Genomic DNA, 25,618 nt, shown 5'->3' on the forward strand with positions numbered 1-25,618 from the left:
TTCCTCATTAAGAGATTGACTGAGCGCCGTCTACTGGTAGTAAAGCTCCAGTAATAAACTTCGCATCGTCACTGGCTAAAAATAATGCTGCATTGGCTATATCATCAGGTTGACCACAATGTCCGATAGGGTGATTCGCATCAAACATAGCCTGTGCCTCATCTCTACTGCAATCTTGAGACATCATATCTAGATATTTTTCTAGCATCGGTGTGTGGATCGCGCCAGGATGAACAGAATTACACCTGATATTTAATTTGCTTTCTCCACAATGCAATGCGACGCATTTAGTTAATGCATCAACACCTGCTTTACTCGAACAATAAGCCGTTGTGAAAGAAAAAGATTTTAAGCTCATGGCGGAAGATATATTTACAATGGCATTGTTCTCATCATTTAATTTCATAAGTTTAATTGCGTAATGATCAGCTAAATATGTCCCGTTAAGATTAATATCATGGATTTTTTTCCATAATGTAAAGTCTGTCGTTTCTATATTTCCGGGTAAACTGATGCCTGCACAATGCAGTAATATATTAAGCTTCCCCGTTGTGTTTATCACAAAATCATGTAGTTTTATCCATTGACTCTCATTACATATATCTAAATCAAAGTAATAACCTTTATTAGGTAAACTAGCCAAAACCTCCTCTGCGGCTTGTTTTTTTAAATCTGCTATAATAACTGTCGCCCCTCTTTCAGAAGATTTTAATGCACAAGTTGCTCCTATACCTGAGGAACCACCTGTTATTAAGACAACTTTTCCATTTAATGAAGACATAGTTTTTCTCACTGTGATTTTAGTTTTATTAAGAATTAAAATAAAAAACATTCTTGACTGTTTTATATTGTCAAGATAAAAATTATTTTGCAAGTCTTTTTGACTAAAAATCACTATTTATAAATTATAATCTCTTATTTTTTGGGATAATTTTAATTACTTTTTACATTTAAACTGTTTTCCCTTATATCAGACTACTTTTAGTCTAGAAAATATTTAAAATAAACATGGATCGGTGAGTTAACGTTAGTGGATTATCAAAGGCATTCAAGTCAATTCAAAAAAGCAATATTAAATAAGCCCCGTTAAATAAAGTAGTTTGTCAGTTAGAAAGTTTGCAGAGCAAAAAGGCATTGGCCTCTCCACCCTGCATCGTTAGCAAAGGCAATTTAATACTTCAGGTTTAAAAGTGATTTCGTCAGATAAGCGGTCAAGTGTTCGCCCTAACCTGTTACGGTTAAAGTGAAACGCATTAACGCCTTCACGAAATAAGTGTTCTATCGGAAGATTGGCAAAAACTGAGGGCTAAGCGACAAGGGTCGATTTGAAAAAACCGAGGCCATTCATTATAGTGCCCTTAATCGCCTCACCGGGGTGGATTTCTTGCTTGTCATCCTGCAGCAAGTGTTTATCTGGCAAGGACACTATGTTTAAGTCGTCAAGAACGCCGGCAACTATGCCATAGTGGTCTAACCGCTTAATTCTTATTGTCATATCGCCCTCGAAAGTTGAGGTGATATTGTGCTCAAAACCATGAAAAGCTGTAGTTTGTATATATTATTTGATAAGACTCTATTAATAGAGTCTTATCTTATGATTTATTGCACTTTTTCTAAAATACTGACACAACTGATCCCTGGAGCACCATAAACTTGACTTAACGCCAGACGAGGATTTTTTGTCTGTCTCTTGCCTGCTTGGCCACGTAACTGAATTACATTTTCTATAATCTGACGAAGTCCAGATGCACCAACGGGCTCTCCATTTGCCAAACAACCACCGTCAGTATTTATAGGTAGTTTGCCGTTGATATGTGTTTCATTATTTGCAAGAAGTTGTTCTTGCTCCCCATCCTCACATAAACCAAGTTCAGCCATATGCATAATTTCGGCGCCGCTTTCTGTATCCTGAATTTGGGCAATATCAATTTCTTCAGGAGAAATGTTTGCTTTATTAAATGCATCTAATGCTGCATCTTTGGTGACAGTATTAACCATGTGAGGTTGATAGCTAGGCTGAAAAACTTCGAATGTACCTTCTCTTCTTGATTTAAAGCTACAAGCCTTTATTTTGATTTTTTGATTTGAAGGATATCTATTTGCTACTTCTTCGTTACAAATAATCAACGCTGCGGCACCTTCAGAAGGAGAACAAAACATATACTTTGTTAACGGGTGATTTATCATAATTGAGCTTTTAATATCATCGTAACTTAAAATTTTTGTTCTCCACGCATTTTCATTAAGATTGCCATTTTTAAATGCTTTCATAGCGACCCTCACAAGGGAAGATTCACTAATATTATGATCATGCATATAGCGATTTATCTTAGTAGCAAAAAATTGTGTAGTGAGGGCAAAGCCCATATCTCCATACCATTGCGGTAAATCCCATTTATCAAGATCGACACGAAAAGCACCAGGGTCATGTTTATCAAATCCAACAATAAGCCCTAAGCTTCCTTGACCAGCTAATATGGAGTTCATGCCTGTTATCATTGCACTGCCACCAGTTGCACATCCATTAAAAACATTGATAAATGGTAAACCCGTCGCTCCCATTTTATTTATGAGAGAATCTGCATTGCCGGCATCTTGACTGCCTCCAACAGCAAAATCTAAATCTTGCCATTTAAGTTTAGAATCTTTTAATGCCTTATTAACGGCTGATTTTGCTTGTTCTAATCCTGTTTTATCAGGCGTTCTACCAAATTTATGTAAACCAACTCCTATTATATATATATCGTTTTTCATGATTTTCTCCTTTATTTTTTAATCGGCTGAAAGGCAAACGTTGTTACATCATTTCCATTTCTAAAACTTTTAAACGGTAATTGAACTAATTCAACAGGCATATTGATATATATATCCTCTGTTGTGACGTCAATGAGTTTTGCCGTTATTCTTAATTCGTTATTTAAATCGATGATACCTAGGCAAAAGGGTTGGAAACTTTCTATTCCTTGCTTATCGTCATAAGGTGGGTTTTTGGGTTGAAAATGCTGGGTGGTCCAGCTCCAAATAGTACCTTTTTTTGGTAGTTTATATTCTTTCAGATCTGTTTCGCATACGGAACAGTTTAGTAATGTAGGAAAGTATAATCTACTGCATATTTGACAGTGGCCAGCGAGCAATGTGAATTGATTTTTGTCTCCGCTTAGTATTTTATTATCAATAAATTTATTCATCTTAGCCCTTTTTTATTTAGAGATTTATAGTAACGTTTTTATTTTTATCTTTAATATTGAAATAAAGGATAATTTAATAGACAAATACTTTTTGTATAACCTATTGTATTTAATATTAATAGTTATTTATTAATGGAGTTATGTTATTCGCATAACTCCATTAATAAGTAGATTAACTGAAAATATAATATCAATAACTATAATATTTTTAACTCTGCAAAACAAATTATATTCAGGCAGTACTGTTTTTTATTTTGTTGCGTATTGTCTTTAAATGATTTAACTTGATTAACAGTAAGTTAATAAGTTGTAAAATTTTGGGTTTTTATATTAAAAACTTACTTAATTAAATTAAGAATAAATTTTAACTGATATTTATAATAAATAGATATTTTAAGAAGTAGAGGTGCATTAAACAATAGAGCTAATTAGGAAATATATCGGGTTATATTTGCTGTTGGTTGTATAAGAATATTGTTTGTACTTATAACCGACATGCTATTTTTATATTCTACTGATATATCAATAGCAACTTAATAACAAGGCGTTGATAATGAAAACTAAAAAAAACACGTTAAGCTTGCTGATACAAGGACTACTACTTAGTGCAAGTACAGTAGCAGTGGCGCAAGAAACTGACCAGGCAGAAACTAAAGTCGAAGTTGAAGTTATAACAGTAGAAGCACGTAGACGGGTTGAACCACTTCAAGACGTTCCAGTCGCTGTAACGGTTATGACTGCTAAGCAAATAGAGCGTTCTCATAACATCAAAATTGAATCACTAGATAAATTTGCACCAAATGTTGAATTAGGAAAAATGCAATTTGGTGGTGGCGCAATTACGGCCGGTATTCGTGGTATTAGCTATGCAGAGGTTGAGAGAACATTTGAACCAGCAGTAGGGGTATCTGTCGATGGTGTCTTTTTTGGTACGGGTGTTGGTGCCATGGCAGATATGTTTGATGTTTCCTCAATTGAAATATTACGTGGACCGCAAGGTACACTCTTTGGTCGGAATACGATGGGTGGTGTTATAAACATAAAACGTAAAAAACCAACAGAAGAACTCGGTCTAAAAGCAGAAATTGGTTACGGTTCTTATAATGCGACGCATGTAAAAGCAGTATTTAACACTGGCATGCTTAACGATCAATTAGCAGCAAAGTTTTCCGTTTTCAAAAATCAAAACGATTTGTTCACCAAAAACTTCTATACAGGTCAACATGAAGATGGACTCGACCAATTAACGTTAGCCGCTAAAATCTTATATACACCAACTGATGAAGTAGAAATAATTCTTGCTTATGACAAGGTAGACGATAACTCAAATTATCCTCAAATAGTAAACCTTAGCGGAAGCAATAACTTATTCTGTTTTGGATTACCTGCAGCTGTCCCCGCATTAGGTAATACTTCATGTCAATCTGGTACTGCCGAATTAGCTGCTACTAAAGGTTACGATTATGATGATAATGATGTCGATTTTTCGAATAGTCCATTCACTGCTTCTATACAAAGCGATCTTTGGAGTCTTAATGTCTCAGTTGATATTAATGATGAATTAACATTCGAATCAATTACAGGCTATCAAGATGTAAAAGATAGGCTTATTGGCGAAGTTACTGGTATTCCAGATTTATTAGGATCTGTAGGTGTATTCGTAGTAGACAGACAACAAGAATATGACCAACTGAGTCAAGAAATAAGATTATCAAGTGACTACAGTGGTCCAATTAACTTTGTAAGTGGTTTATATTATTTTGAATCAGAATATTCTATGCAGCCACAAACAGGTATCTTCTTTGGCTCTGAAGTCTTCAAGTCTTTTGTTAATCAAAAATTAAACGCTTTTGCTGCTTTTTCTGAGGTTAACTATGAAATATCGCCAAAGCTTAGATTAGCTGTAGGCCTAAGATATACCGTGGAAGAAAAAGAATTTTCGATTAATAGGCTCGAGCGTAACCCAGCAGATCCGACAGATGAGAGGATAGCTTATGAATGTCCAAATCCTTCTTCTAGTTATGAACCTTGCGTTGATCCTAAAGAAGATTGGTCAAAACTGACACCTAGAGTATCTGTAGATTATAAAATTACAGATGACCTTATGGCATATGCTTCTTATTCACAAGGTTTCAGAAGCGGCGGTTGGGTAGGTCGAGCAGCAACTGAAACTGCTATTGGCACTTTTGAGCCTGAAGTATTAAACAGCTATGAAACAGGCTTTAGAAGTGAGTGGTTAGATAATTCTCTTAGAATTAACGGTACTGTTTTTTATATGGATTATAAGGATAAGCAAGAAGATTTTACAATTGCTTATACGGATGTTTTTGGCACTTCTAGTACAACTTCGAAAGTCGAGAATGGAGCATCAGCTACAGTAAAAGGCTTAGAGCTTGAAATTCGATATTCTCCAACTTTAGACTTAATAATCAATTCAGCTTTAGGTCTTTTAGATGCAGAATATGATAAATACAATGCACCTGAAGGTCCTAATGGAAGTGAAATTAACGTAGCCGACCAGCGACATTATCGTTTTGCCCCTGATTACACATTTTCTTTAGGAGCAGATTATTTCTTTGAAATATCAGGGAATGAATTGGTATTGACTGCTAATTATAAATATACCGATAAATTCTGGGTAACTCCATTGTTTGATTCACTCAATCAAGGTCGTGATCAGATTGAAGGTCATGATCAATTGGACGTGTCAATCAATGCGACATTTGACAATGTTAAGGTATCAATCTTTGGGGATAACATTACCCAGAGTCATGGTAGAGTCTTCCGTAAATTTGATGGAGGTGCATACCATTTTGGTGATAAAGAAGTGGGCCGTACTTTTGGCATAACTTTGGGTGTTGAATTTTAACTAGCATAACGTAAATCTCGGGGGGTAAGCCCCGAGTAAATGCTATCCAGCCCATGAAAAATCAAAGAAATGCTACAGAATATTAAGCGACAATCAACGTGAACCGTCAGCGGCAATCATCTTGACCGGTCGGATCTGTTAAGGCTCGACATTGAAATTCGGAGGAAAATCAGTGTCGAGAACTCACATTACAGAAAGACAAGTCAGGTTATATATGAAGCTACGAAAAGATTCCATGCAAGAAATCGTCGCCAGTAAAGCGAGCGTCTCCGTCAGCACTGCTCGGCGTATTGAAAATGAGCGTCATCAACTCAAAAAAGCTAAACGTAAAGGTGTACTCCAAGAAGTGCGCACTGACAGCTTGAGTGCCGCGTATAAAAACAATGGCACGCTTGAAGATTTTACAGCTCGTTATGAAGAGTTAATCGCGCATTATGGCTTTATTGCTAAGCGCAATAATCGAGGTGTAGCGCATGGGAATGGCGCGATTGAGTCGAGTAATCGCCATGTTAAATATCAAGTTGAGCAAGCACTTAGAGTGCGAGGCCCATTTGATTTTAATTGTTGCGCGGATTATGAAGCGTCTGTTGGAAGTGTCAGCGCTAGGCACAATAAACGAATCGCAAATAAATTCAAAGAAGAGCAGCGACGATTACAAACCTTACCTGCCTGTAAGAGCGTCAATTACTCACAAGAACATGTGCGCGTCAGGTGCACCAGTAACATTAACATTAACCGTGCCTACTCTGCTAGCGCCTTGATGCAGCAGCTCCAAGAGGCAAAACAGAGCAAGAAACCAGCGTCCGTGTTCGAGCTGATTGCCCATCGCTACGAAAGACATCGTTTAATCATCACCTCAAATCAGTCATTCGAAGACTGGGATACGTTATTTACTGACGTCACTATGACTGTCGCGGCAATCGACAGACTGGTTCATCACGCACATATTGTTCGATTATGAGGAGATAATTACAGAAGAAAAACAGCAATTAAAAAAAGAAATAAAACAGTGGCAACCGGTCAAGTTGCTTGACGCGCTATGACAGAAGAAGTTGTTAGAAAACATGTTCAAAACCAACTGGTAGAATAAGACCCTAAAGAAATCAACTTAGACCAGCTGGATTTGTTTTAAAAATAGGTCGCTTGCGACCAGTATATTTATAAAGGATCAATAATGGACGGCATTAAAGATAAGGTTATTTTAGTTACTGGTGCCGCTAGCGGTATCGGTGCAGAAATATCAAATTATTTATGTAGAGAAGGGGCTATTGTTATTGCCTCAGATTTAAAAAAAGATGATGTTCAAAAACGAGTTGATGAATTAAACAAACAAGGGGGTAGAGCTTATTCACTTAGTCTTGATGTTACTCAAGAAAATGATTGGAAAGAAGCAATGAATTTTGTGAGGATTAATTTTAATCGACTAGATGGCCTTGTTAATAATGCAGGGATATTTTTTAAAGCACCAATAGAAGAAACATCTCTGGATGCGTTTAATCGAGTTATGAAGGTAAATGTGTCTGGAGTTTTCTTAGGCGTTAAATATGCCATATCTTTCTTTAGGGAGCAGGCAAAAGACAATCAAAAACCAACGGGCTCTATAGTTAACTTAGCTTCCCTTGCAGGATTATTAGCTATCAAAGATATGGGTGCTTATTGTGCTTCAAAAGCAGCTGTTAGGAATATGACAAAATCGATTGCTGTCGAATGTGGCAACAATGGTGAGCGGATCAGAATAAATTCTATTAACCCTGGAACTATCAAAACTGAAATGACTATAGATGGCTTTGGTGCTGAGTTTTTTGATGAATATGAACAGGATACCTTACCTATTCCTTTTGGAGAGTACGGTTTACCTGAGGATATATCTCCGGCTGTCGCTTTTTTACTCTCTGAGGAATCAGAAATTATAACTGGGGCAGAGATAACCATAGATGGTGGTTGGTCAGCAGGTTTAACAGGAGTCAGCTTATGAGTAACAGATTATTAGGAAAAGGTATTATTATAACTGGTGGGACAAGTGGCATTGGAGAAGATGCAGTTTATCGTTGCTTAAAGGAGGGCGCACATGTTGTATTCACAGGCCGAGATAAAACACGATCAGATGCCGTATTAAAGCATGCAAAAGAAATATCTCAGCATGTAAAATTCTTCAAACAAGATGTAACTAATGAGGAGGATTGGATTAATTTAGCAAAATACAGTCAGACATTTTTACCGGATCTCGATGGTTTACTCAATAATGCGGGAACTTTTGAGGTTGGCCCAATAGAAGATCTAACGCTAGATAGCTTTGAATCGATAATGAACCTTAATGTGAATAGTATTTTTCTTGGATTAAAACACATACTCCCTATTATGAGAAAAAATAAAAAGGGGGTGGTTTTAAATAATGCATCTTTATCCGGTTTAGTCGGCCATGAACATTGTGTTGCATACTGCACTAGTAAAGCCGCAGCAATCCAGCTAGGAAATGTAGCTGCACTTGAAGCTGCTAAAGACAAGGTTAGAGTATTATCTTTAGCGCCAGGACCTGTTTGGAATAGTATGTTGGCAGATCGGTTTGGTGACAATCCCGAAACAAAACAATATTTTATAGATACTCAGCCATACAAAGAATTATGTGTACCAAAGCATATTTCTGACGCCATCGTATTCTTTATGTCAGATCAAGCAAGATATATAACAGGTACTGCTGTAAAAATAGACTGTGGCCGTGGTGCTGACTAAAAAGTTCAATTATGTTTGAGAAGCAGAAAAATATATTGGTTATGGGAGCATCTAAACCAGGTAATATGGGTCAGATAATCGCTAATGCTTTTATAGATCAGGGTAATAATGTAATTATTTCAGGACGTAGTAATCAAAAGCTTTAAAAGTTTAGTGAATACAATAATGCTATGTCGATACCTTGTGATATTTCATCTGAAATAGAGTTTAAAAATCTAGCAAAAACAATAGATGAAAAATTAGGACATATTGACGTAATAATTCAAGCTTCTGGTTACGGTGTTTCTGTTCCCTCTTTGGGTATGAAAGACAGTAATTTAACTGATATTGTTAACATACAATTTAAAGGCCCATTTAAATTATTTAAGGCATGCATTCCTTTAATGAAAAATGGGGCCGCAATAATTCAAATATCATCAGCTACTGCAAGCATTATGTAAGTAAACTATGCTGCTTACATGGGCACCAAAGCAGGAATAGATCATGTTGTGCTATGTATAGCTAATGAATTTGGTAACAAAAGTATACGGGCTAATTCTATTTCACCCGGATTAACTGATACATCTATGACAGCTGATAGTGCCAGTTTACCCGGATTAGAAAGTGCATTTGTAAAAGAATACGTTTTAGGACGAATTGGAATTAGCGAAGATATTGCTCGCACGACTTTGTTTTTAGCTGATGAGAACTGTTTTATAACGAGCCAAAATATCCAAGTTAGCGGTGGTTTAACATTAAAAAGAAATCCATTAGTTTCTGAAATAACATCCAGTATAGATAGTAATTGATACATCCTCAGATAATTGGTGTGAGGAACCCTTTAACTATTTTCTCGTAATAGGTAACCGATATCCACATGACCACTTATATAAATGATAGAGACAAACTAAATTACGCCGCTGGTGTTTTAGATATAGCATCATTGATACCTAAGTTAGACACGAAAGACGTTAATAAACTCAGAAATAGCTATCGTAAATTCGTGGGGGATGATTTGCATGATGATGTCAAAAATTATGATGTTAAAATATGCGATTATTTAGTGACGAATATTTATGACAAATACTCAATACGCATAAAAGTATTTAAGCCTAATAACAACCATATAAAACTACCAGGACTCGTTCATTTTCACGGTGGTGGCTTTATACTTGGTGACATTAATACTGACTCTGAACGATGTGCACGATTAGCCGAAGCGTTACAAATGTGTATTATTAATGTTGAATATCGATTGTCACCTGAATCACCCTACCCTACAGCCATTTATGATGGTTTTTCAGTATTAAGTTGGTTACAAACACATGGTGAATATATTGGCTTAGATATTAAACGCTTAGGTATATCTGGTGTAAGTGCTGGTGCAGCGATAGCAGCATCGATTTGTTTATTGTGTAGAGATAAAGATTTAGATTGGTTAAAGTTACAGTTTTTTTGGTATCCCGCACTCGATAACAATCGTGATACCGAATCTATGAAAAATGGACATCATGCATTTGTATGGAATACTCATAATGTAAATCATATGTGGCAATATTATTTAGGCGAATTAGACGATAATTGTAATGCTGTCCCAGTTAAAGCTAATAGATTTGATGGTTTACCTCAATGTTTTTTAATAAGTTGTGAACATGATCCTTTAAAGGATGGAGCTGAAATTTATGCTCAATTTCTAGTAGATGCAAATGTAGAATGTCACTCCATCTGTTATCTAGGTACGGTTCATGGTTTTGATACCTTCGGAGACTTAGATATCGTTAATAGAGCTTATGAACAAAGTATACAATGGCTAGGTATTTTATAAAAATTATTAACTATTAATTGAATATTTGTGAGCGTCTCGCCAAACGCACATACCGTTAATTGAGCGCTCATCCTAGATTTGTACCAGCGTCATAAAGGAGTTATGTATGGGCTGCAAAATTTCGTAAACGTCCGGTAATCCGACCTATAGCTTAGCGTCGTCCCATGGTGCATGTTTCGGTCGAAACCGGCCTACCATTTCGGTTCAATCCGCACACTGGTTCCTTGAAAAATAGCGTTATAAAGCGACCGGGTAAAACCGAAATGACTGACGTTTTTACCGAAATACGCACCATGAGCAGGCACCTGACTGTTAAATAGCCGGCTATTGGGAATAAAAGCAAAAATACTATTACATTATTTTGGATGAAATAATTGATTTTTATTGCATATAATTTATATGCAATATCCACCATCTACAACAAATTCAGCACCTGTAATATGTTGTGCTTTATCAGAATCTAAAAAAAGTGCCATTTCAGCAATACTTTGCGTACTTACTAAGTCATTTATTGGGCTTAATTTTTTAAAACCAGACAACAAAGACTCAGGGTCATCACTATCTTTAAGGGCTTGATCCATCATCGCAGTTCGTGTAAAACCAGGTAATATTGTATTACACCTTACGGGATAATTATTTTCTGCGGCCCAAAGTGCCATCGTTTTAGTGAGGCTTATTACACCTGCCTTACTAGCAGCATAAGCAGGTATATTTGACATTGGCTTTTTACCCATAATAGAAGAAATATTTATTATACTCCCACCATGTTGCTTTATTTCTTTTAAGCCAAAATGACAGCCCCACATTACTCCCTTTAAATTAATGTCTAACGTCATATCCCAATGTTTTTCACAAATTTTTTCAATATCATTTGGGCTTCCAATCCCAGCATTATTAATTAAACAGTTTAATTTCCCAGTTTGCTTTACTATTTCATCAATTGTTGATGTCCATTGCTTTTTACTTGTTACATCAAGAATTAAAGAAATAACATCAACGCCTACTTTTTTTGCAGATTGATACAATAGCTCAGGATCTTTATCTGTCATAACAACTTGATAACCTGCATTATAAAAAACCTTTGCAATATTGAATCCAATTCCTGAAGCTGCGCCAGTTATTAATACTGTTTTATTATTAGACATAATTTCACATACTTCTTAATCAAAGTTAATATATAGTTTTTCTAATCCACGTAATAATAAATTAGGTAAACGTTTTAAGTCATTTTTGTTTGCATCGAGAGTTATATTATCTAATCTATCTAATAATAAATTAAACGCCACAGCAGATTCTTTTCTTGAAAGCATAGCCCCGATACAGGTATGAATTCCATGTCCGAAAGCCAAATGCTTTTTGGTAAATTTTCGTTGTACGTCAAATTTATCAGGGTTTTCAAAAACCTTTTCATCACGATTAGCGGAGCCATATCTTAGCAATACAGTTGATCCTTTTGGTATATTTATACCATTAATTTCACTGTCTGCCGTTGAGGTTCGCCACATAGTGTTGCTTGGGCTTTCTAACCTTAGCATTTCTTCTATCATGTTGGGTATTAAGGTACGATCGTCTTTAACTATTGCCATCTGATCTGGGTTTTGAAGCAATAATAATAAGCCACCCGACATGAGGTTTGTAGTGGTTTCATTCCCAGCTACCAATAATTGTTGTGCTACATTTAATAACTCTGAGGTTTTTAATGATACACCATCATCTGTTTTAGCATGAGCCAAATCTGATAACATATCATTAGTTGGTGTTATTAATCGTTCATCTAGATAAGATTTCATTTTATGCTGAAATTCTACGACCCTTTTCGCATTAGCAATATCTTCTTCATCAGAACGCATACTTCCAATTAAATCAATAAATGCGTCAGACCATTCTTTAACTAAAAAATGGTCACTTTCTGGTATTCCTAATTGGTCTCCAATAATTTTTACAGGCATAGGAACCGAAAACTGTGATATAAATTCACAGCTCTTTTGTGAAATAAAAGAATCAATCAATTTGTTTGAAATTGATTCCATACTTGATTCCATTCTTTTTACTTTTGCAAACGTAAATGCAGTATTTACAAGTTTTCTAAATCTTTCATGAGAAGGAGGATCGTTTGTTAGAAGAGTAGCTGATTGAGGCCAACCTTCATCATATATTTTTATACAATCTTTATTTTTCAGTGACTTACCTAATAATGGGCTACTTGATTTACTCGAATACAAAAGAGGTTGGGCGTTAATCTCACATATATGTTCGTAAGAAAATACCATATACGTATTATCCATTTGAGGTACTTTATATATTGGAGCATATTTACGAGCTAATGAATTTGCCTCAAAAGGGTTTTGTACTATTTCTGGTGCTAAAAAATTTATTTCGTCTAGTGGACCCATAATATTTTATCTATATTTTATTCTTAGAATGGTTTAGTAAAGCACATACTTAAAAAACAGTCAAGATTGATTGTTTTATAACACCATGTTATCATCAAACCCATGCATTTAATTGGTTTAACTAAATGAATTTATCCATTATATGAAATTCATAACTATCGGGGAAAAACATGCAATTACCAAAAAAAAATAAGCAATTTATCCTAAAGTCTAGGCCCAAAGGAATACCTTGTAGAGACAATTACGAATTAACAGAATCTGTCGTAAAACCCCTGGAAGAAGGGTCGTTTTTAATGAAAAATGACTTTATTTCTTTAGATCCTGCTATCAGGGGCTGGATGAGTGAAAGTGAGGAAAGTTATATGCCTCCAATCAAGCTCGGAGATCCAATACGTTCAAGTACATTAAGTACTGTGATAGCGAGTAAAAATCCAGATTATGACGTGGGTGATTTAGTACTTGGTTTAAATGCGTGGGAAGAATATACCTGCTTAAATACAGTAAGACACATACATTCTTTTGCTACAAAAATGCCAAAGAATCTGGGTATTCCACACGAATGCCTTATTTCAGTACTCGGTGCTACTGGTATGACAGCTTATTTTGGTTTACTTGAATTAGGACAGCCTAAAAGTGGAGATACCCTTGTAATATCAAGTGCAGCTGGTGCTGTAGGCTCTATCGTAGGTCAAATTGGTAAGATCAAAGGTTGTAAAGTTATAGGTATTGCAGGAAGTGATGAAAAATGCAATGTGTTAAAAGATGAATATGGCTTTGATGAAGCAATTAACTATAAAACATTTTCAAACAGAGATAGCTTATCTAAACGGTTGAATGAGGTTTGCCCTAACGGTATCGATATATACTTTGAAAATGTGGGTGGATATATTTTAGAATCAGTACTCGATAATATTGCTGAAAAAGCTCGTATTGTTATTTGTGGCATGATTGCTCAGTATAACAGTTCTCAAGAACTGCCAGGCCCTTCTAATTTGTGGCAATTAGTTGTCAAATCAGCAACTATGAAGGGATTTTTAATTCGTGATTATGTAGATCAAATGGACAGTGCTGCAATTGAATTAGGTACTTGGCTGTCTGAAGGAAAAATTAAAAATAAAGTACATATTGAATACGGTTTTGAAAACATTCCTGAGGTGTTTTTAAAATTATTTGATGGTACAAATAATGGAAAATTAATGGTTAAGCTTTGATTTATAAAGCATTCTTAAAAAATATATATTTGAATATTAACGGGGTTTAATAGATCCAACTATTCCAGTTAAGAGTTAATAAACTTAACTGGGATAGAAAATAAAAAACGTAAAAAACAACCAAAATAATTTAAGCTCGATGCCATAGTATTAGTTGTTGAAAAACATTATTCCTAGGCTCAAGCGTCTGGAACTTTAGGTGTTAATCCTAACATTTTGGCCGTTGGTTAAAATAATCTGATAATAATGATGGACACGCTTTTTGTGGCAACGGCAAACCAACACCAGAGCAAGAAGAAATTCGACACTAGAAAACGCAAGTAAAACGTCTTGAAACAAAGATAAAACTGCCTGCCCAGCACCCTCTCCCACATCAAAATAGAAACACGCTTTGTACGATTAATATTTATGCAGATGCGATTAAGAAAAGGCCATTAAGCACGCCATTTGTGATTGATAAACTGCCTGCTAACTTTCAATCTATCGGCTTATTTAAGAACTTATTTCCACACGCAAAAATCATTCATCTGACGCGACAGTTTGCTGATAGTTAGTGATTAATACAACACACATTATCCGAAAAAGAAGAGCCCAATTTCTGTCGCAATCAAAATAATAACTATCGATCCCAAAAACGATAAATGCTTGTGGTTTTGCTCGGCCGCCAACATGTCATATAGATCATGCATAGTCTGCAGTTTTAGATTTAACAATTCAATTCTTGGTTTAAGTTCTAAGTATCTTGATAAGCTCAAATACAAGTGTTCCACCACAGGGAAATCCCCAAAAAATTCAGGTGTGTCCAACACGCGGTAATGCAACATAATGTCACTTCTTGTTTGCAATAGTAGGCCTCTCAATTTGGCTAACGCTCTGCGACTTAAGGGAAGCTTACCAGTTTGTGACAAGGTATTAATCAAATACTGATTATTACTAATTGTATGCTCGGCCAGTATCTCAAAATACTGCAATTTGGCTGACTGAGCAAAAGCATGACTCAAGGTTAACAAACTATCAACCTGCACATTAGGCAACGAGAGCTGGTTATCCACAATGACTAACTGACTGGATTCTTTGCCTGCTTTAACAAACTCATATCTGTCTGTTTGCGCGGGATTTACTCCTTTAGCGATGTGTTTTAGAACGGTCAGATATTGATCTTGTTTTGCAGGGTTAACTCCCCACGCCACCAATACCCCATAATCAAAAATAAAAAAGTGACCTTTGGGCATTTCGATGTGCACTGCATCGCGGTACCTTTGCACAATAAATAGTTTTTCAAACTGCGTTTTGACTTGGTCCAAATCAATTTGCGCTGCAAATAAGATAATTTCTGCGTTGTTATTGAAAAAACTCATTTCATCCCTCTCTTATGGATTCATTTTTTTGTTTGCCTGACTTTATAACTAAGCAAGTTCTTAATTTGCTTTTTCCAAAAACCGAAAGTGATGCAAAATCTTCTTTTAAAATCGGTAAATGCTGATAGTCCAAATCAATATCTTCACTTTCCCCTGCATCGCTTTGACTATTGCCATCCAGCCTAGTGCCTGTTTTATTGTAGAAACCTTCGCTACCATCAGGGTCATGCAAATATAAGCACCTGTCATCAGCATGGGTAATGGCCACCCAGTGTGGCGTTTTTTTACCGTCAAATTGATAAGTACTAATAAGACAAATAACAGCGAAACCTTTAGCCAGTGCTTTTTCAATCTGCGATAGTTGTATTTCATTTTTATGTACCCGCACATTCGCTTCAGTGGCTTTCTCTATAAAGTCTTGTTCTACAATGCGCATAATTGATTTTTTATGCTCACTGCGAACCCCATCAACAAACAAATCATTAACTTGTGTTGAATAAACTGCAACTTCAAATCCACGTTTACGAGCTGCTAATGCAAGTCCTAATGGGTGGCAACCACCATGTCCTGATGTCATAAAAATAGTCGTTGCATGGCGCCAAATATCGATTTCGGTGGCTTGATCAAATCGGGTATTTTTATGCAAATACTTCATCGCCATCATCAAAGCGCTTGGACCACAGGTAAATTCGGTGGTTTGCTTGTACCACGGGTAATAGCCAATATTGTCGGCCATCGTGGTTTGTTGTATGGCTTTTTGAAACCGCAAGGCATCGGCACCAGTTTCATAATACTGACGATAAATGCCAAACTTACGATAGCCCAACTTTTTATACATTTTTATGGCACCGAGGTTATCCTCGGCTACTTCCAAGCGCATAAACAAACGTTGCTCCGTTAACGCTAACGCTTCAAGCTTAAGCAACAACGCTGGTGCAATACTGTAACCTCTAGCTTTGGGCAGCACAGCAAGTGAATATAAGCGTGCTGAGCGACTACCTTTACGCAAAATAACCAGACCATAACCGACCACTTCAGCCGCCTTTTGGGCTAAAACTAAAATACCATTGTCTGCTTTTATCCAATAACTCATGCGCCTGCGCGACAACCTATCATTGTCAAAACACGCAAGCTCGATACGTTCTAAAGCATCTAAATCTTGAATAGCGGCTATTCGCAACTGCATATCATGCAAATCAACGACCTCGGCGTTAGCGGCCACGTGCTTCCAACCTGTTAGCAAATTCTTGCATAATAATCATGTACAATTCCTTGCCAAGATATAAATCTTCTACTTTTGACTCAATACTCGGGTTGTCGTTTACCTCAATGACATAAACTTTGCCATTAGCTTGTTTAATATCAACACCGTACAAGCTCTTACCAATCATTGAACAGGCTTTAACGGCAGCATCGAGCACCGGTTTTGGTACTTCAAACGTTGGCAATGTTTCAAAACCGCCGGTTGTATTGGTTTTTGAATCATGGTTGTAAATTTGCCAGTGGCCTCTGGCCATATGATAGCGGCAAGCGTAAATAGGACGACCGTTTAAGACGCCAATTCGCCAATCAAATTCGGTAAAAATGTATTCTTGTACTAACACTAGTGCCGACTCATTCAGCATTTTTTCTAGCTTGAGCTTAAGTTCTTGAATATCTTTAACCTTAAATACGCCCATAGAAAATGAACTCTCTGGCAGTTTTAATACCATGGGAAACCCAAAATCTTCAGCTAATTTTTCACAGGTTAGCATCTCGTTATCTGACACAAAATGACTGCGTGGCGAGGGTACTTTGTGATAGCTAAAAGCGTCATGTAAGAATACTTTGTTGCAGCATTTTAAAATACTCGTGGCATCGTCCATCACCACCAGACCTTCTTGCTCGGCTTTACGAGCAATATGGTAAGTTGGGTGATTGATAGCGGTGGTTTCACGTATAAATAGTGCGTCATAATGCGCAATATTGGTCGCTTGCGTTGAGTTAATAACTTCCGCATTAATACCAACAAGTTTTGCCGCTTTTATAAAATGCTTAATCGCTTTTGCATCGCTTGGCGGCGTAGCTTCGTTTTCATTACACAAAATAGCCATGTCCCAACGCGCCTGTTTTCTTTTACTGCCCCGTCGCCACGTTTTTAACATATAGTCATGTAATGCTTTCGCCAATTCGGTCTTGTCATTATTTTCAGCTGACTGCCAATCACCAAAGCCCACAGTCATGACAGTTGCATTGGCTTGTTTAATTACCGACACACTTAAGAACGGCGCAGGGAAACGTTCAAAGGCGAACTTTGCAATGGGGGCCATAGAGGCTGATTTTGTGCTACCGAAAAACACGTCACAGTGGCTACCATCCTGCACTTCATCACTCAAGGCTTTTGGTAGTGTAATAGTCTTCATCTGCAAAGATTGTTCTTGGCTCTCAATAATCAAATCATTTATGGTATTGACGCTAGGTAATACTTTGTGTGTTCTTGCTTCAGCTAAAAGCGAACAATAATATCCTTTACTCAAATATCTGTCCGTGGCACACAAATTAATGACACGCATTTTGCCTTCATCACGTTTAGGGAATTCAGATAAATACCTATCAAAATCAATTACTTCACAATCATGTAAATCTAATTGACTAAATTCATTCGGCGAGTCAACAACAATTAATGTCGTTATCATTTTTGCTTCCAAGTATAAGTAAAATTACGGGCTTAACATCGCGCGAAATATAGTCTTTACGTGCACTATATCAAGATAAAAATAAGCTAATTTGAGTGAAATAAATTGTTCCTCAAGAACATTTTATTTTGCTCGCATTTATACATTTGCGACATACACTTGGCACGTTAAAACACATTTTGATTCGGAGATTTTATGAAATATACATTACTATTGGTTGGCCTATTTTTTGCTGCATCGACTATCGCGGACGATCGTCCTGTCGCTGATACTCAGCTTATTGTGGAATATAAAGAATACTGTAAGGAAATTGCAGACGACGAGGGAACCGGAAAGTTATCAATGGAGGAATTCTTACTTGTATGTGTAAACGACGAGCTTGAGTCTGAAGGGTATCAACCAATTACCAAGTTACCAAAATAATAAAAAACTGCACCTTTTCATGAAGGTGCAGTTTTTATGAAGGTTCAATTTTTATGCAGGTTCATCTTATAAAAACAGGTAGTCACCAAGCCGATTTTTTGACACCATCACCCTACTTTTAATTGCATATAAGCAATAACGTCTTCTACTCCCCGGTTTTTTTGATTCTTCAATTGATTTAAGTAGACCGGTATTTTAACTTCTTGAGTCAACTGCGAGGGCGCAAAACTGGCTAGCACCCGTCGTAAATTAGTATCCAAAAATGCATGTGATTTTATCGGTAATATCAAACGACAGGCTTCAGCATCAGCCATTGTTAATGCAACGTCTATTGAAGATGTGCGCAACTTAGCTTTTCGTAATTCGGGATGCAGTTTACCTAATTTGTCGTTAATAGAGGGTGACCATTCAATATTGATATCATGGATTTCGATGCCAGGCTCGCCGTGCGAACTATTTGAGTGATACATACAAAGTAAGACTTCAAACAACAAAGTACTGTCAATATCATCCGACTTAACCTGTGATGTGGTTAACGCAACGTCAATACTGTGTTCATGTAGTTGTCTGGTGATTTGTTCAACAGTGGCAATTTCATGCTGAAAGCTAACGCTATTGAAGTGCGTCAGCAAGTTTGGTAGCCAATTAGAAAAGCACAGTAAAAATGCATTCTGGGTTGAAGCACAGCTAATGTGCTGGCACTCCTCTTGTGCCAATAACTTTCTGGCTTTTGACAATGTATTCGAAAGCTCTTGGGCATAAGGGATGAGCTTTTCGCCTGCTGGCGTAATTTGAATACTATTACGATTTCGAATGAACAATGCAGTGTTGAAATACTCTTCCAACAATTTAATACGAGCACTAACTGCAGACTGAGTTAAATATAAGTTTTCGGCAGCACGACCAAAGTGTCTGGTTTCAGCTACTTCAAGAAAGGTAGTTAAAAATCTAATATCCACAAAAAAACCAGTAATCGATTGATTACTGGTTTATAACGTGGTTTTTACTATGAATGCAATGCTTAATGTCGCAACCCAGCAAGAAATAGCTCAGTGCACACTCTCGGCATCGTCGTTTTGCTTATTGCGAGCAGCCGCCATATCCTTACTGGCACGCTTTTTACGCACCAACTCGGCTTTGGTTTGTTCAACCTTGCTCTCATCGTTTTGCTTACCCACGACCCAATCTTGGTTATCAAAATCGTCACTTTCTTCTTTGCGAAATCTGTAATCTTTACTCATAACACTTAGCCATAAATCAGGAATCTCTATAATAAAAAAAAAGAGCCAAATAAGTACAACAAATTATTTATTTCTTTACGGCAAAAATAATTGATTACTCAACATAACCTTCATTCGCGCTCACCGTTAGCGGATGATAACCCGGCTTTGCCTGCTCAAATGCTTTTTTCGCAAACGCTTTGCCATCGGGTGTCTTTGATAACTCACGATACAGCGGCTTGACTAATTTGTTACGGCCAATGCTCGTCAAATATGCATACAAACGTTCATACGCAGGTTTGTATTGATTTTTCACCGCAATCATCAGCCAGCTATGTGCTATTTCATTATTTTTGCTTGCCGTTAACGAAAATGCAGCATCCAGCTCTGCTAACTGCTTTTCATCTAAAAGCTCAGGCATATTATTCAAAAAATACAACCATTGGTGCACTGTCCACTCTTGCGTTTGGGTCATGTTAGCGCTGGTTTCTCCTGCTAACCATTGCTCTCTCGCTTTGTCGACATTCACAAAAGCGTCAGATTCTGGTACCGGGGCACCTTCAGGAATTCCAGGCTCAAAGATCCACGCATTAATGCGTGCTTTATCGAGCTTGTCGGCATATTGGCTTAGCAAGGTTACATCTAGGTAAGCTATAAACTCTTCGGTAGTAATACTTTTAAATGAAAAGTGCTCAAAATAACTTAACAGGAATTTATCAAAATTATCACGCCCTATTTTTTGCTCTATCTCGCGTAAAAATAGCGCTCCCTTTTCATATGGAATATTAGAAAATACATCATCCGGATTTCTACCACGCAAATCGATCGCTAGGATTTGGTCAGCTGGGGTGAGTGAATTTATATCAGCTTGCAAGTCTTGATAACCGAGCACTGCTTCCATATTGTAACGGTCTTCACCGTACACCATTTCCATAATGCGGTAGGTCAAATAAGTAGTAAAACCTTCATTTAGCCATAAATCACGCCATGTTGCATTGGTCACGGTATTACCTGACCAGCTATGTGCTAGTTCATGCGCGATTAACGATACCAGGCTTTTGTCGCCAGCAATCACGGTTGGCGTTATAAACGACAATCTGGGGTTTTCCATACCTCCAAAAGGAAATGAAGGGGGTAAAATCAATAGATCGTAGCGATCCCAGCTATAAGGACCATATTTATTTTCAGTCGCAATTAGCATGCTTTCAGTATCTTCAAACTCAGCGGCCGCAGACTCTAATATAGCGGGTTCGGCATATACACCGGTGCGCTCACCCATTGCTTTAAAATGCAGATCGCCAATAGCTAAGGCAATCAAGTACGATGGAATAGGTTGTGGCATATTGAATTCGTAGACGCCATCACGTTCAGTGTCAGGGTCATTGGACGCACTCATTACGGCTAACAGCTCTTTAGGTGTTCTGATGGTTGCTGTATAGGTTACGCGGACTTGTGGGGAGTCTTGCAAAGGAATGAAGCTTCGTGCATGGATTGCTTGCGCTTGGGTAAACAAAAATGGGTGTTTTTTACCTGCTGTTTGCGCTGGGGTTAACCACTGTGCACCGGAAGCTGTTGGTGATGTTTCATAATTAATAGTCACGGTGTCTGCCCCGTTGGGCATTTTGATATGCAACGCGGCACCTAAGTTTTCATCTGCCGCTTTCAATTCAAAAGGAACATCATTGCCTTGGCTTGTGACGCTAAAGATAACTAGATCACGAGTGTCCAATATCAGTTCATGTGCATTTTCTTGTTGACGCTTTACGGTCACTTGCACACTACCGATGAGTTTTTTAGTACTGAAATCAGCTGTTAAATCTAGGTTTAGATGCGTTACTAAGACCTCTTCTGGATTGGCATAAGAATGGTAGTCTTTGCCTACATCGATTGCAGAACTGGTTGCCGTGTCATTTTGCACGTTTTGACTAAGCATACTCTCAGTATTAACCGAAGGGACTTCCTCAACCGGAGAGCAAGCGACCAAGGATACAGCTAAAGTAAACACGCTTAGTCTAAAAAAGTTTTTCATTTGATTTTTTCCATCAGTATATTTTTGAATGAGTTTTAATTATTTGTTTTTTCAAAATTTGGCTTTTGTTTGCGGCCAATTATAGACGATTACAACGGATTGAGTTTGACATAAAACAAGATACGTGAAAACTGTCCCTTTTTATTAACCCTCGTCTGCACCCTCGTCACTTCTACTTTTAGCTACGTTATGTCGACTAAATATTGATACTAGTCACGCCAATAGGACGCTAAATATTCATACCCAATTAATCAAAAGCCGTCTTAAGTTTTAGACATTAAAGGAACATTACTGCTATCATTATCGGTCTGTCATGTTGTATCTCGTCGAATCTAAAAAAACCAACTATGAAATTTAATGTAACATTCACTCTGCTATTAAGCATGCTTTGTATCTACTTATTGCTGCATCCGTTCAAACTAAGTAATGCCGTTGACTTTAATCAACCAGCTTTTGCAAACTCATCTTCGGTCAAGTCAGAAGCGCAACATGCAAATGTGGCCGTTGCCTCAAATTTTATTAAACCGATGCAAGAGCTCAAGGCAAAATTCGAACTAAAAACACCGTATAAAATACGCGTTTCCTACAGTTCATCGGGAAAGTTTTTTGCCCAAATAGTGAATGGCGCGCCCTACGATCTGTTTCTTTCCGCTGATCAAGTAAAGCCTGACGAACTCATAAAGCGTGGAAAAGCAAGTGCTCTTGGACGCTTTACTTATGCACAGGGAACACTCATTTTGTGGTCATCCAATGCTACATTAGTTAATAACTCACCGGATGTTTTATACGATAATCAGTTCAGAAAAGTAGCCCTTGCCAATCCTAAATTTGCACCCTACGGTCAAGCCGCGGTTGATGTTTTAAAACATCTGTCAATAGTTGAACAGACCAAACCAAAATGGGTAATGGGGGAAAGTATTTCTCAAACCTATCAATTTGTTGCAACCGGTAATGCGGATATCGGATTTATCTCTTTTTCACAAAAACCAGAGCACGGTTCATATTGGCTGATCCCTGAATATTATTACAATCCAATAAAACAAGATGCTGTTTTATTAGAAAACGCAGAGCAAAATCCAGCGGCATTGGCTTTCTTTGAATTTTTGAACAGCAAAGACGCGAAAAACATCATACAATCACATCATTATACCGTTAATTGATACCGTTGATTGATTTTCACAATAATAAAATCGTGGCGTATTGCTAACAAGGAACTTGCATGGGACTCACCGAATCTGACATTAATGCTATTTGGCTGACCATAAAGCTAGCTTTTACCGTCACCATCATTCTATTGATAATAGGCACACCTATCGCTGTCTGGTTGGCAAAAACAAAGTCTTGGCTGCGCGGGCCGATAAATGCAATTGTTGCATTGCCATTAGTATTGCCGCCAACTGTTTTAGGTTTTTATCTATTAATCGCAATGGGACCGGATGGTCCTATCGGTCAACTTACTGAGCAACTTGGCTTAGGACTGCTGCCTTTTACCTTTTGGGGCTTGGTTATTGCCTCATTATTTTATTCGTTACCATTTGTTGTACAACCGATTCAAAATGCCGTAGAAGCTATTGGCAAAAAGCCATTAGAAGCTGCTGCCACGCTGCACTCTAAGCCTATAGATACGTTTTTTTACGTGATCTTGCCACTTGCTAGACCAGGTTTTATTAGTGCCGCTATATTAGGCTTTGCGCACACAGTAGGTGAGTTTGGTATTGTACTGATGATAGGTGGTAATATACCCGCAGAAACCAAAGTTGTTTCAATTCAGATTTACGATCAAGTTGAAGCCTTAGAGTACGCCGGTGCGCATCGTCTATCGGCTATTATGCTCGGCTTTTCATTTATTGCACTGTTGCTACTGTATAGTTTCCAAAAGCGCGGTATTGCGACCAAATTTAGAATTGGACGTTGATTATGACTCAAATTAACAGCACGTCGTCCACTATTATTGCTAATTTTCAGATCAGTTTACATAGCGGTTCTCAAGTATTCGAACTTAGCGTAAATAGCGAATTTCCCAGTACCGGTATCACCGCAATTTTAGGTGAGTCGGGCAGCGGCAAAACCACATTACTTAGATGCATTGCAGGACTTGAAAAAAGTGCCAAAGGCCTATTAAAAGTAGGCGAAACAACGTGGCTTGATGATAAGCATTGTGTTCCTACTTATGAGCGTGAAATTGGATATGTGTTTCAAGATGCGCGATTATTTGAGCACTTAAATGTGCAAGGAAATTTACAATTTGCAATAAAACGTAGCCATGAAAAAGTGCAAAAAGCATTTTATGCAGAAGTGATTAATGCATTAGACATTGGACATTTAATGCAGCACAAGCCAGATCAATTATCGGGCGGTGAAAAACAACGCGTCGCTATTGCTCGTGCCTTGTTAGTGAAACCAAAAATGCTGATCATGGATGAACCACTTGCTTCTCTGGACAATGCGCGCAAACAGGATGTACTGCCCTACTTAGCCGCACTGCAAAATATGTTTCATTTGCCGGTGCTCTACGTAAGTCACTCAACAGATGAAGTGTGCCGGTTAGCCGACCATGTCATTGTGCTCCACCAAGGCAAAGTCGTTGCTCAGGGTGGTATCAATGACGTATTTGCCAGTACTCAATTGCCACACATCTATAAGCAAGAAACTAGCACTATTATTAAAGCCAAAATCATTGAAAAAGATGAACGCTGGCATTTGGTAAAAGCGGAATTTGACGGCAACACACTTTGGCTACAAGATCACAATCAAGCGATAGGCAAAGCGGTCAGGCTAAGAATTATAGCGAGCGACGTCAGCTTGTCACTACAGGATGAAAAAGAAAGTACTATTTTAAATAGACTAGAAGGGCGTATTGGCGGTATCGAAATAGATAAAAAAAGCGCCACCGCTCTTGTTACCGTTGACTTAATGAATTCAGAGGTTGTTGCTCAAGTGACCCGTAAATCTATTGATGATTTATTCTTAATGGTAGGAATGAAAATTTGGGCCCAGATAAAATCGGTAGCTATTTTGGCTTAATAGCAGGTTGCCTGAGACATTTTTCAGCTTGAAAATTGGCAGTTTGCTTACTTATCTTTCGTCAGCCTTTGTACCTTTAGCACATTTATTTTTAGCGATGCGGTTGCTAAGCTAACTTCAAAGAAAAATGCGATGAGTCCCCCAGTCAACAATGCAATGCTGATCATAAACGTGACTAATATGGTGGTGTCTAGGTTGACACTAATTAAACCATTAATCATCAATAAAATAATATCAAAACAAATCACAAGGGCAGAGGCAATAAGGAAGTTGATGGACCAATTCGCCAGTCGCAAGCGTTTGTTTAGTGCCCGAATTTCGAGTCGAGCTTCACCATCAATGCACGACGGTTGTTGACGGCCTAAAGCTTCAAACCAGCGTGCTCTGTCAATCACTCTTCCTACTCGGCCTGTGGCGACATTAACTAGCGTTCCTATACCCACAATGAGGAAAATAGGCGCTAACGCTAATTGAATGATGTCGACAGCATTTGGGCTTAAAATAAATTCCACATTTCACTCTTTTTAGTCATCACTAAGTAGTTACATGTTATTGATTATTTGTTGCTTTGAATAGGATCTGAGGAAATACTTAATTGGTCGGTGTGATAGGATTCGAACCTACGACCCCTTCACCCCCAGCGAAGTGCGCTACCAAGCTGCGCCACACACCGACCGAAGGGTGTATTATATTG

Annotated in this window: 23 protein-coding genes, 1 tRNA gene and 4 pseudogenes; 14 read left to right on the forward strand and 14 right to left on the reverse strand. The window is 37.6% G+C overall.

Annotation, left to right across the window (positions count from 1 at the left end; genetic code table 11):
• Positions 1-7: 7 nt before the first annotated feature.
• From G399_RS0118020 to G399_RS0118035, 4 genes and pseudogenes are all read right to left on the reverse strand, one after another.
• A complete protein-coding gene (locus G399_RS0118020; protein WP_006011520.1) occupies positions 8-895 on the reverse strand; it encodes an SDR family NAD(P)-dependent oxidoreductase in 888 nt (295 codons plus the stop codon).
• A gap of 261 nt (positions 896-1,156) precedes the next feature.
• A pseudogene (locus G399_RS22665) lies at positions 1,157-1,495 on the reverse strand (DUF4277 domain-containing protein).
• Positions 1,496-1,599: 104 nt separating this feature from the next.
• Positions 1,600-2,754: a thiolase family protein gene (locus tag G399_RS0118030; RefSeq protein WP_006011524.1), complete on the reverse strand. Its 1,155-nt coding sequence runs from the start codon at positions 2,752-2,754 to the stop codon at positions 1,600-1,602.
• 11 nt (positions 2,755-2,765) lie between these two features.
• Positions 2,766-3,188 carry a Zn-ribbon domain-containing OB-fold protein gene (locus tag G399_RS0118035; RefSeq protein ID WP_006011525.1) on the reverse strand — a complete coding sequence of 141 codons (423 nt, stop codon included), beginning with the start codon at positions 3,186-3,188 and terminating at the stop codon, positions 2,766-2,768.
• A 553-nt stretch (positions 3,189-3,741) separates the two neighbouring features.
• On the opposite strand from G399_RS0118035, the gene G399_RS0118040 reads away from it, so the two are divergent.
• The 7 genes and pseudogenes from G399_RS0118040 to G399_RS0118065 all read left to right on the forward strand — a co-directional run bounded on the left by G399_RS0118040 (position 3,742) and on the right by G399_RS0118065 (position 10,591).
• Positions 3,742-6,057, forward strand: a complete 2,316-nt coding sequence (locus tag G399_RS0118040; RefSeq protein WP_006010923.1) for a TonB-dependent receptor — start codon at positions 3,742-3,744, stop codon at positions 6,055-6,057.
• Between the two features lie 331 nt (positions 6,058-6,388).
• Positions 6,389-6,559, forward strand: a pseudogene (locus tag G399_RS23085) (IS21 family transposase); the annotation flags it as partial.
• A gap of 258 nt (positions 6,560-6,817) precedes the next feature.
• On the forward strand, positions 6,818-7,018 hold the full coding sequence (locus tag G399_RS23090) for an ATP-binding protein (protein ID WP_211229871.1): 201 nt from the start codon (positions 6,818-6,820) through the stop codon (positions 7,016-7,018).
• A 213-nt stretch (positions 7,019-7,231) separates the two neighbouring features.
• On the forward strand, positions 7,232-8,032 hold the full coding sequence (locus tag G399_RS0118050) for an SDR family NAD(P)-dependent oxidoreductase (RefSeq protein WP_006010927.1): 801 nt from the start codon (positions 7,232-7,234) through the stop codon (positions 8,030-8,032).
• Entirely contained in the window at positions 8,029-8,787 is a 759-nt protein-coding gene (locus G399_RS0118055) for an SDR family NAD(P)-dependent oxidoreductase (RefSeq protein ID WP_006010928.1), read from the forward strand. Before G399_RS0118050 ends, G399_RS0118055 begins: the two co-directional genes overlap by 4 nt.
• A gap of 170 nt (positions 8,788-8,957) precedes the next feature.
• Positions 8,958-9,575: pseudogene (locus G399_RS22670) on the forward strand (SDR family oxidoreductase).
• Positions 9,576-9,643: 68 nt separating this feature from the next.
• On the forward strand, positions 9,644-10,591 hold the full coding sequence (locus G399_RS0118065; protein WP_006010932.1) for an alpha/beta hydrolase: 948 nt from the start codon (positions 9,644-9,646) through the stop codon (positions 10,589-10,591).
• Between the two features lie 395 nt (positions 10,592-10,986).
• Here G399_RS0118065 and G399_RS0118070 read toward each other — a convergent pair whose 3' ends face one another.
• The gene (locus G399_RS0118070) at positions 10,987-11,736 is read right to left on the reverse strand and encodes an SDR family NAD(P)-dependent oxidoreductase (protein WP_006010933.1); all 750 of its coding nucleotides are present in this window, start codon (positions 11,734-11,736) and stop codon (positions 10,987-10,989) included.
• A 15-nt stretch (positions 11,737-11,751) separates the two neighbouring features.
• The gene (locus tag G399_RS0118075; protein WP_006010934.1) at positions 11,752-12,984 is read right to left on the reverse strand and encodes a cytochrome P450; all 1,233 of its coding nucleotides are present in this window, start codon (positions 12,982-12,984) and stop codon (positions 11,752-11,754) included.
• Positions 12,985-13,154: 170 nt separating this feature from the next.
• On the opposite strand from G399_RS0118075, the gene G399_RS0118080 reads away from it, so the two are divergent.
• The 3 genes and pseudogenes from G399_RS0118080 (at position 13,155) to G399_RS22675 (ending at position 14,749) form a co-directional block, all read left to right on the forward strand.
• Positions 13,155-14,195 carry an NADP-dependent oxidoreductase gene (locus tag G399_RS0118080; RefSeq protein WP_026843866.1) on the forward strand — a complete coding sequence of 347 codons (1,041 nt, stop codon included), beginning with the start codon at positions 13,155-13,157 and terminating at the stop codon, positions 14,193-14,195.
• A 144-nt stretch (positions 14,196-14,339) separates the two neighbouring features.
• Positions 14,340-14,500: pseudogene (locus G399_RS23040) on the forward strand (transposase); the annotation flags it as partial.
• Positions 14,501-14,599: 99 nt separating this feature from the next.
• On the forward strand, positions 14,600-14,749 hold the full coding sequence (locus G399_RS22675; RefSeq protein ID WP_425304086.1) for a sulfotransferase: 150 nt from the start codon (positions 14,600-14,602) through the stop codon (positions 14,747-14,749).
• 18 nt (positions 14,750-14,767) lie between these two features.
• Here G399_RS22675 and G399_RS0118085 read toward each other — a convergent pair whose 3' ends face one another.
• Genes G399_RS0118085 through G399_RS0118095 form a run of 3 tightly spaced genes read right to left on the reverse strand, consistent with a single transcriptional unit; the run spans position 14,768 to position 18,228 of the window.
• Positions 14,768-15,553 carry an RMD1 family protein gene (locus G399_RS0118085; RefSeq protein WP_006010936.1) on the reverse strand — a complete coding sequence of 262 codons (786 nt, stop codon included), beginning with the start codon at positions 15,551-15,553 and terminating at the stop codon, positions 14,768-14,770.
• Between the two features lies 1 nt (position 15,554).
• A complete protein-coding gene (locus G399_RS0118090; RefSeq protein ID WP_006010937.1) occupies positions 15,555-16,775 on the reverse strand; it encodes a GNAT family N-acetyltransferase/peptidase C39 family protein in 1,221 nt (406 codons plus the stop codon).
• Positions 16,765-18,228 carry a RimK family protein gene (locus tag G399_RS0118095; protein ID WP_006010938.1) on the reverse strand — a complete coding sequence of 488 codons (1,464 nt, stop codon included), beginning with the start codon at positions 18,226-18,228 and terminating at the stop codon, positions 16,765-16,767. The genes G399_RS0118090 and G399_RS0118095 overlap by 11 nt, the downstream gene beginning before the upstream one ends.
• A gap of 195 nt (positions 18,229-18,423) precedes the next feature.
• Between G399_RS0118095 and G399_RS0118100 the strand changes: the two genes are divergently transcribed.
• Entirely contained in the window at positions 18,424-18,651 is a 228-nt protein-coding gene (locus G399_RS0118100; protein ID WP_006010939.1) for a hypothetical protein, read from the forward strand.
• 107 nt (positions 18,652-18,758) lie between these two features.
• On the opposite strand, the gene G399_RS0118105 is transcribed toward G399_RS0118100, so the two are convergent.
• The 3 genes from G399_RS0118105 to G399_RS0118115 all read right to left on the reverse strand — a co-directional run bounded on the left by G399_RS0118105 (position 18,759) and on the right by G399_RS0118115 (position 21,900).
• Positions 18,759-19,610, reverse strand: a complete 852-nt coding sequence (locus G399_RS0118105; protein WP_006010941.1) for a LysR family transcriptional regulator — start codon at positions 19,608-19,610, stop codon at positions 18,759-18,761.
• A gap of 90 nt (positions 19,611-19,700) precedes the next feature.
• Positions 19,701-19,892 carry a hypothetical protein gene (locus G399_RS0118110; protein ID WP_006010943.1) on the reverse strand — a complete coding sequence of 64 codons (192 nt, stop codon included), beginning with the start codon at positions 19,890-19,892 and terminating at the stop codon, positions 19,701-19,703.
• Between the two features lie 94 nt (positions 19,893-19,986).
• A complete protein-coding gene (locus G399_RS0118115; RefSeq protein ID WP_006010945.1) occupies positions 19,987-21,900 on the reverse strand; it encodes a M1 family metallopeptidase in 1,914 nt (637 codons plus the stop codon).
• 347 nt (positions 21,901-22,247) lie between these two features.
• On the opposite strand from G399_RS0118115, the gene modA reads away from it, so the two are divergent.
• The 3 genes from modA to modC are packed head-to-tail and all read left to right on the forward strand — an operon-like array spanning position 22,248 to position 24,924.
• Positions 22,248-23,060: a molybdate ABC transporter substrate-binding protein gene (gene modA / locus G399_RS0118120; protein WP_006010946.1), complete on the forward strand. Its 813-nt coding sequence runs from the start codon at positions 22,248-22,250 to the stop codon at positions 23,058-23,060.
• Between the two features lie 59 nt (positions 23,061-23,119).
• Positions 23,120-23,815: a molybdate ABC transporter permease subunit gene (gene modB, locus G399_RS0118125; protein ID WP_006010947.1), complete on the forward strand. Its 696-nt coding sequence runs from the start codon at positions 23,120-23,122 to the stop codon at positions 23,813-23,815.
• Positions 23,816-23,817: 2 nt separating this feature from the next.
• Positions 23,818-24,924, forward strand: coding sequence for a molybdenum ABC transporter ATP-binding protein (gene modC / locus G399_RS0118130; protein ID WP_006010949.1), 1,107 nt, complete (start codon positions 23,818-23,820; stop codon positions 24,922-24,924).
• A gap of 47 nt (positions 24,925-24,971) precedes the next feature.
• Here the strand turns inward: modC and G399_RS0118135 are convergent, their stop codons facing one another.
• Both G399_RS0118135 and G399_RS0118140 read right to left on the reverse strand, forming a co-directional pair.
• On the reverse strand, positions 24,972-25,436 hold the full coding sequence (locus G399_RS0118135; RefSeq protein ID WP_006010950.1) for a DUF2721 domain-containing protein: 465 nt from the start codon (positions 25,434-25,436) through the stop codon (positions 24,972-24,974).
• An 84-nt stretch (positions 25,437-25,520) separates the two neighbouring features.
• A tRNA-Pro gene (locus G399_RS0118140) sits at positions 25,521-25,597 on the reverse strand.
• Positions 25,598-25,618 lie beyond the last annotated feature (21 nt).

Source organism: Brumicola pallidula DSM 14239 = ACAM 615, assembly GCF_000428905.1.
Lineage (GTDB): Bacteria > Pseudomonadota > Gammaproteobacteria > Enterobacterales > Alteromonadaceae > Glaciecola > Glaciecola pallidula.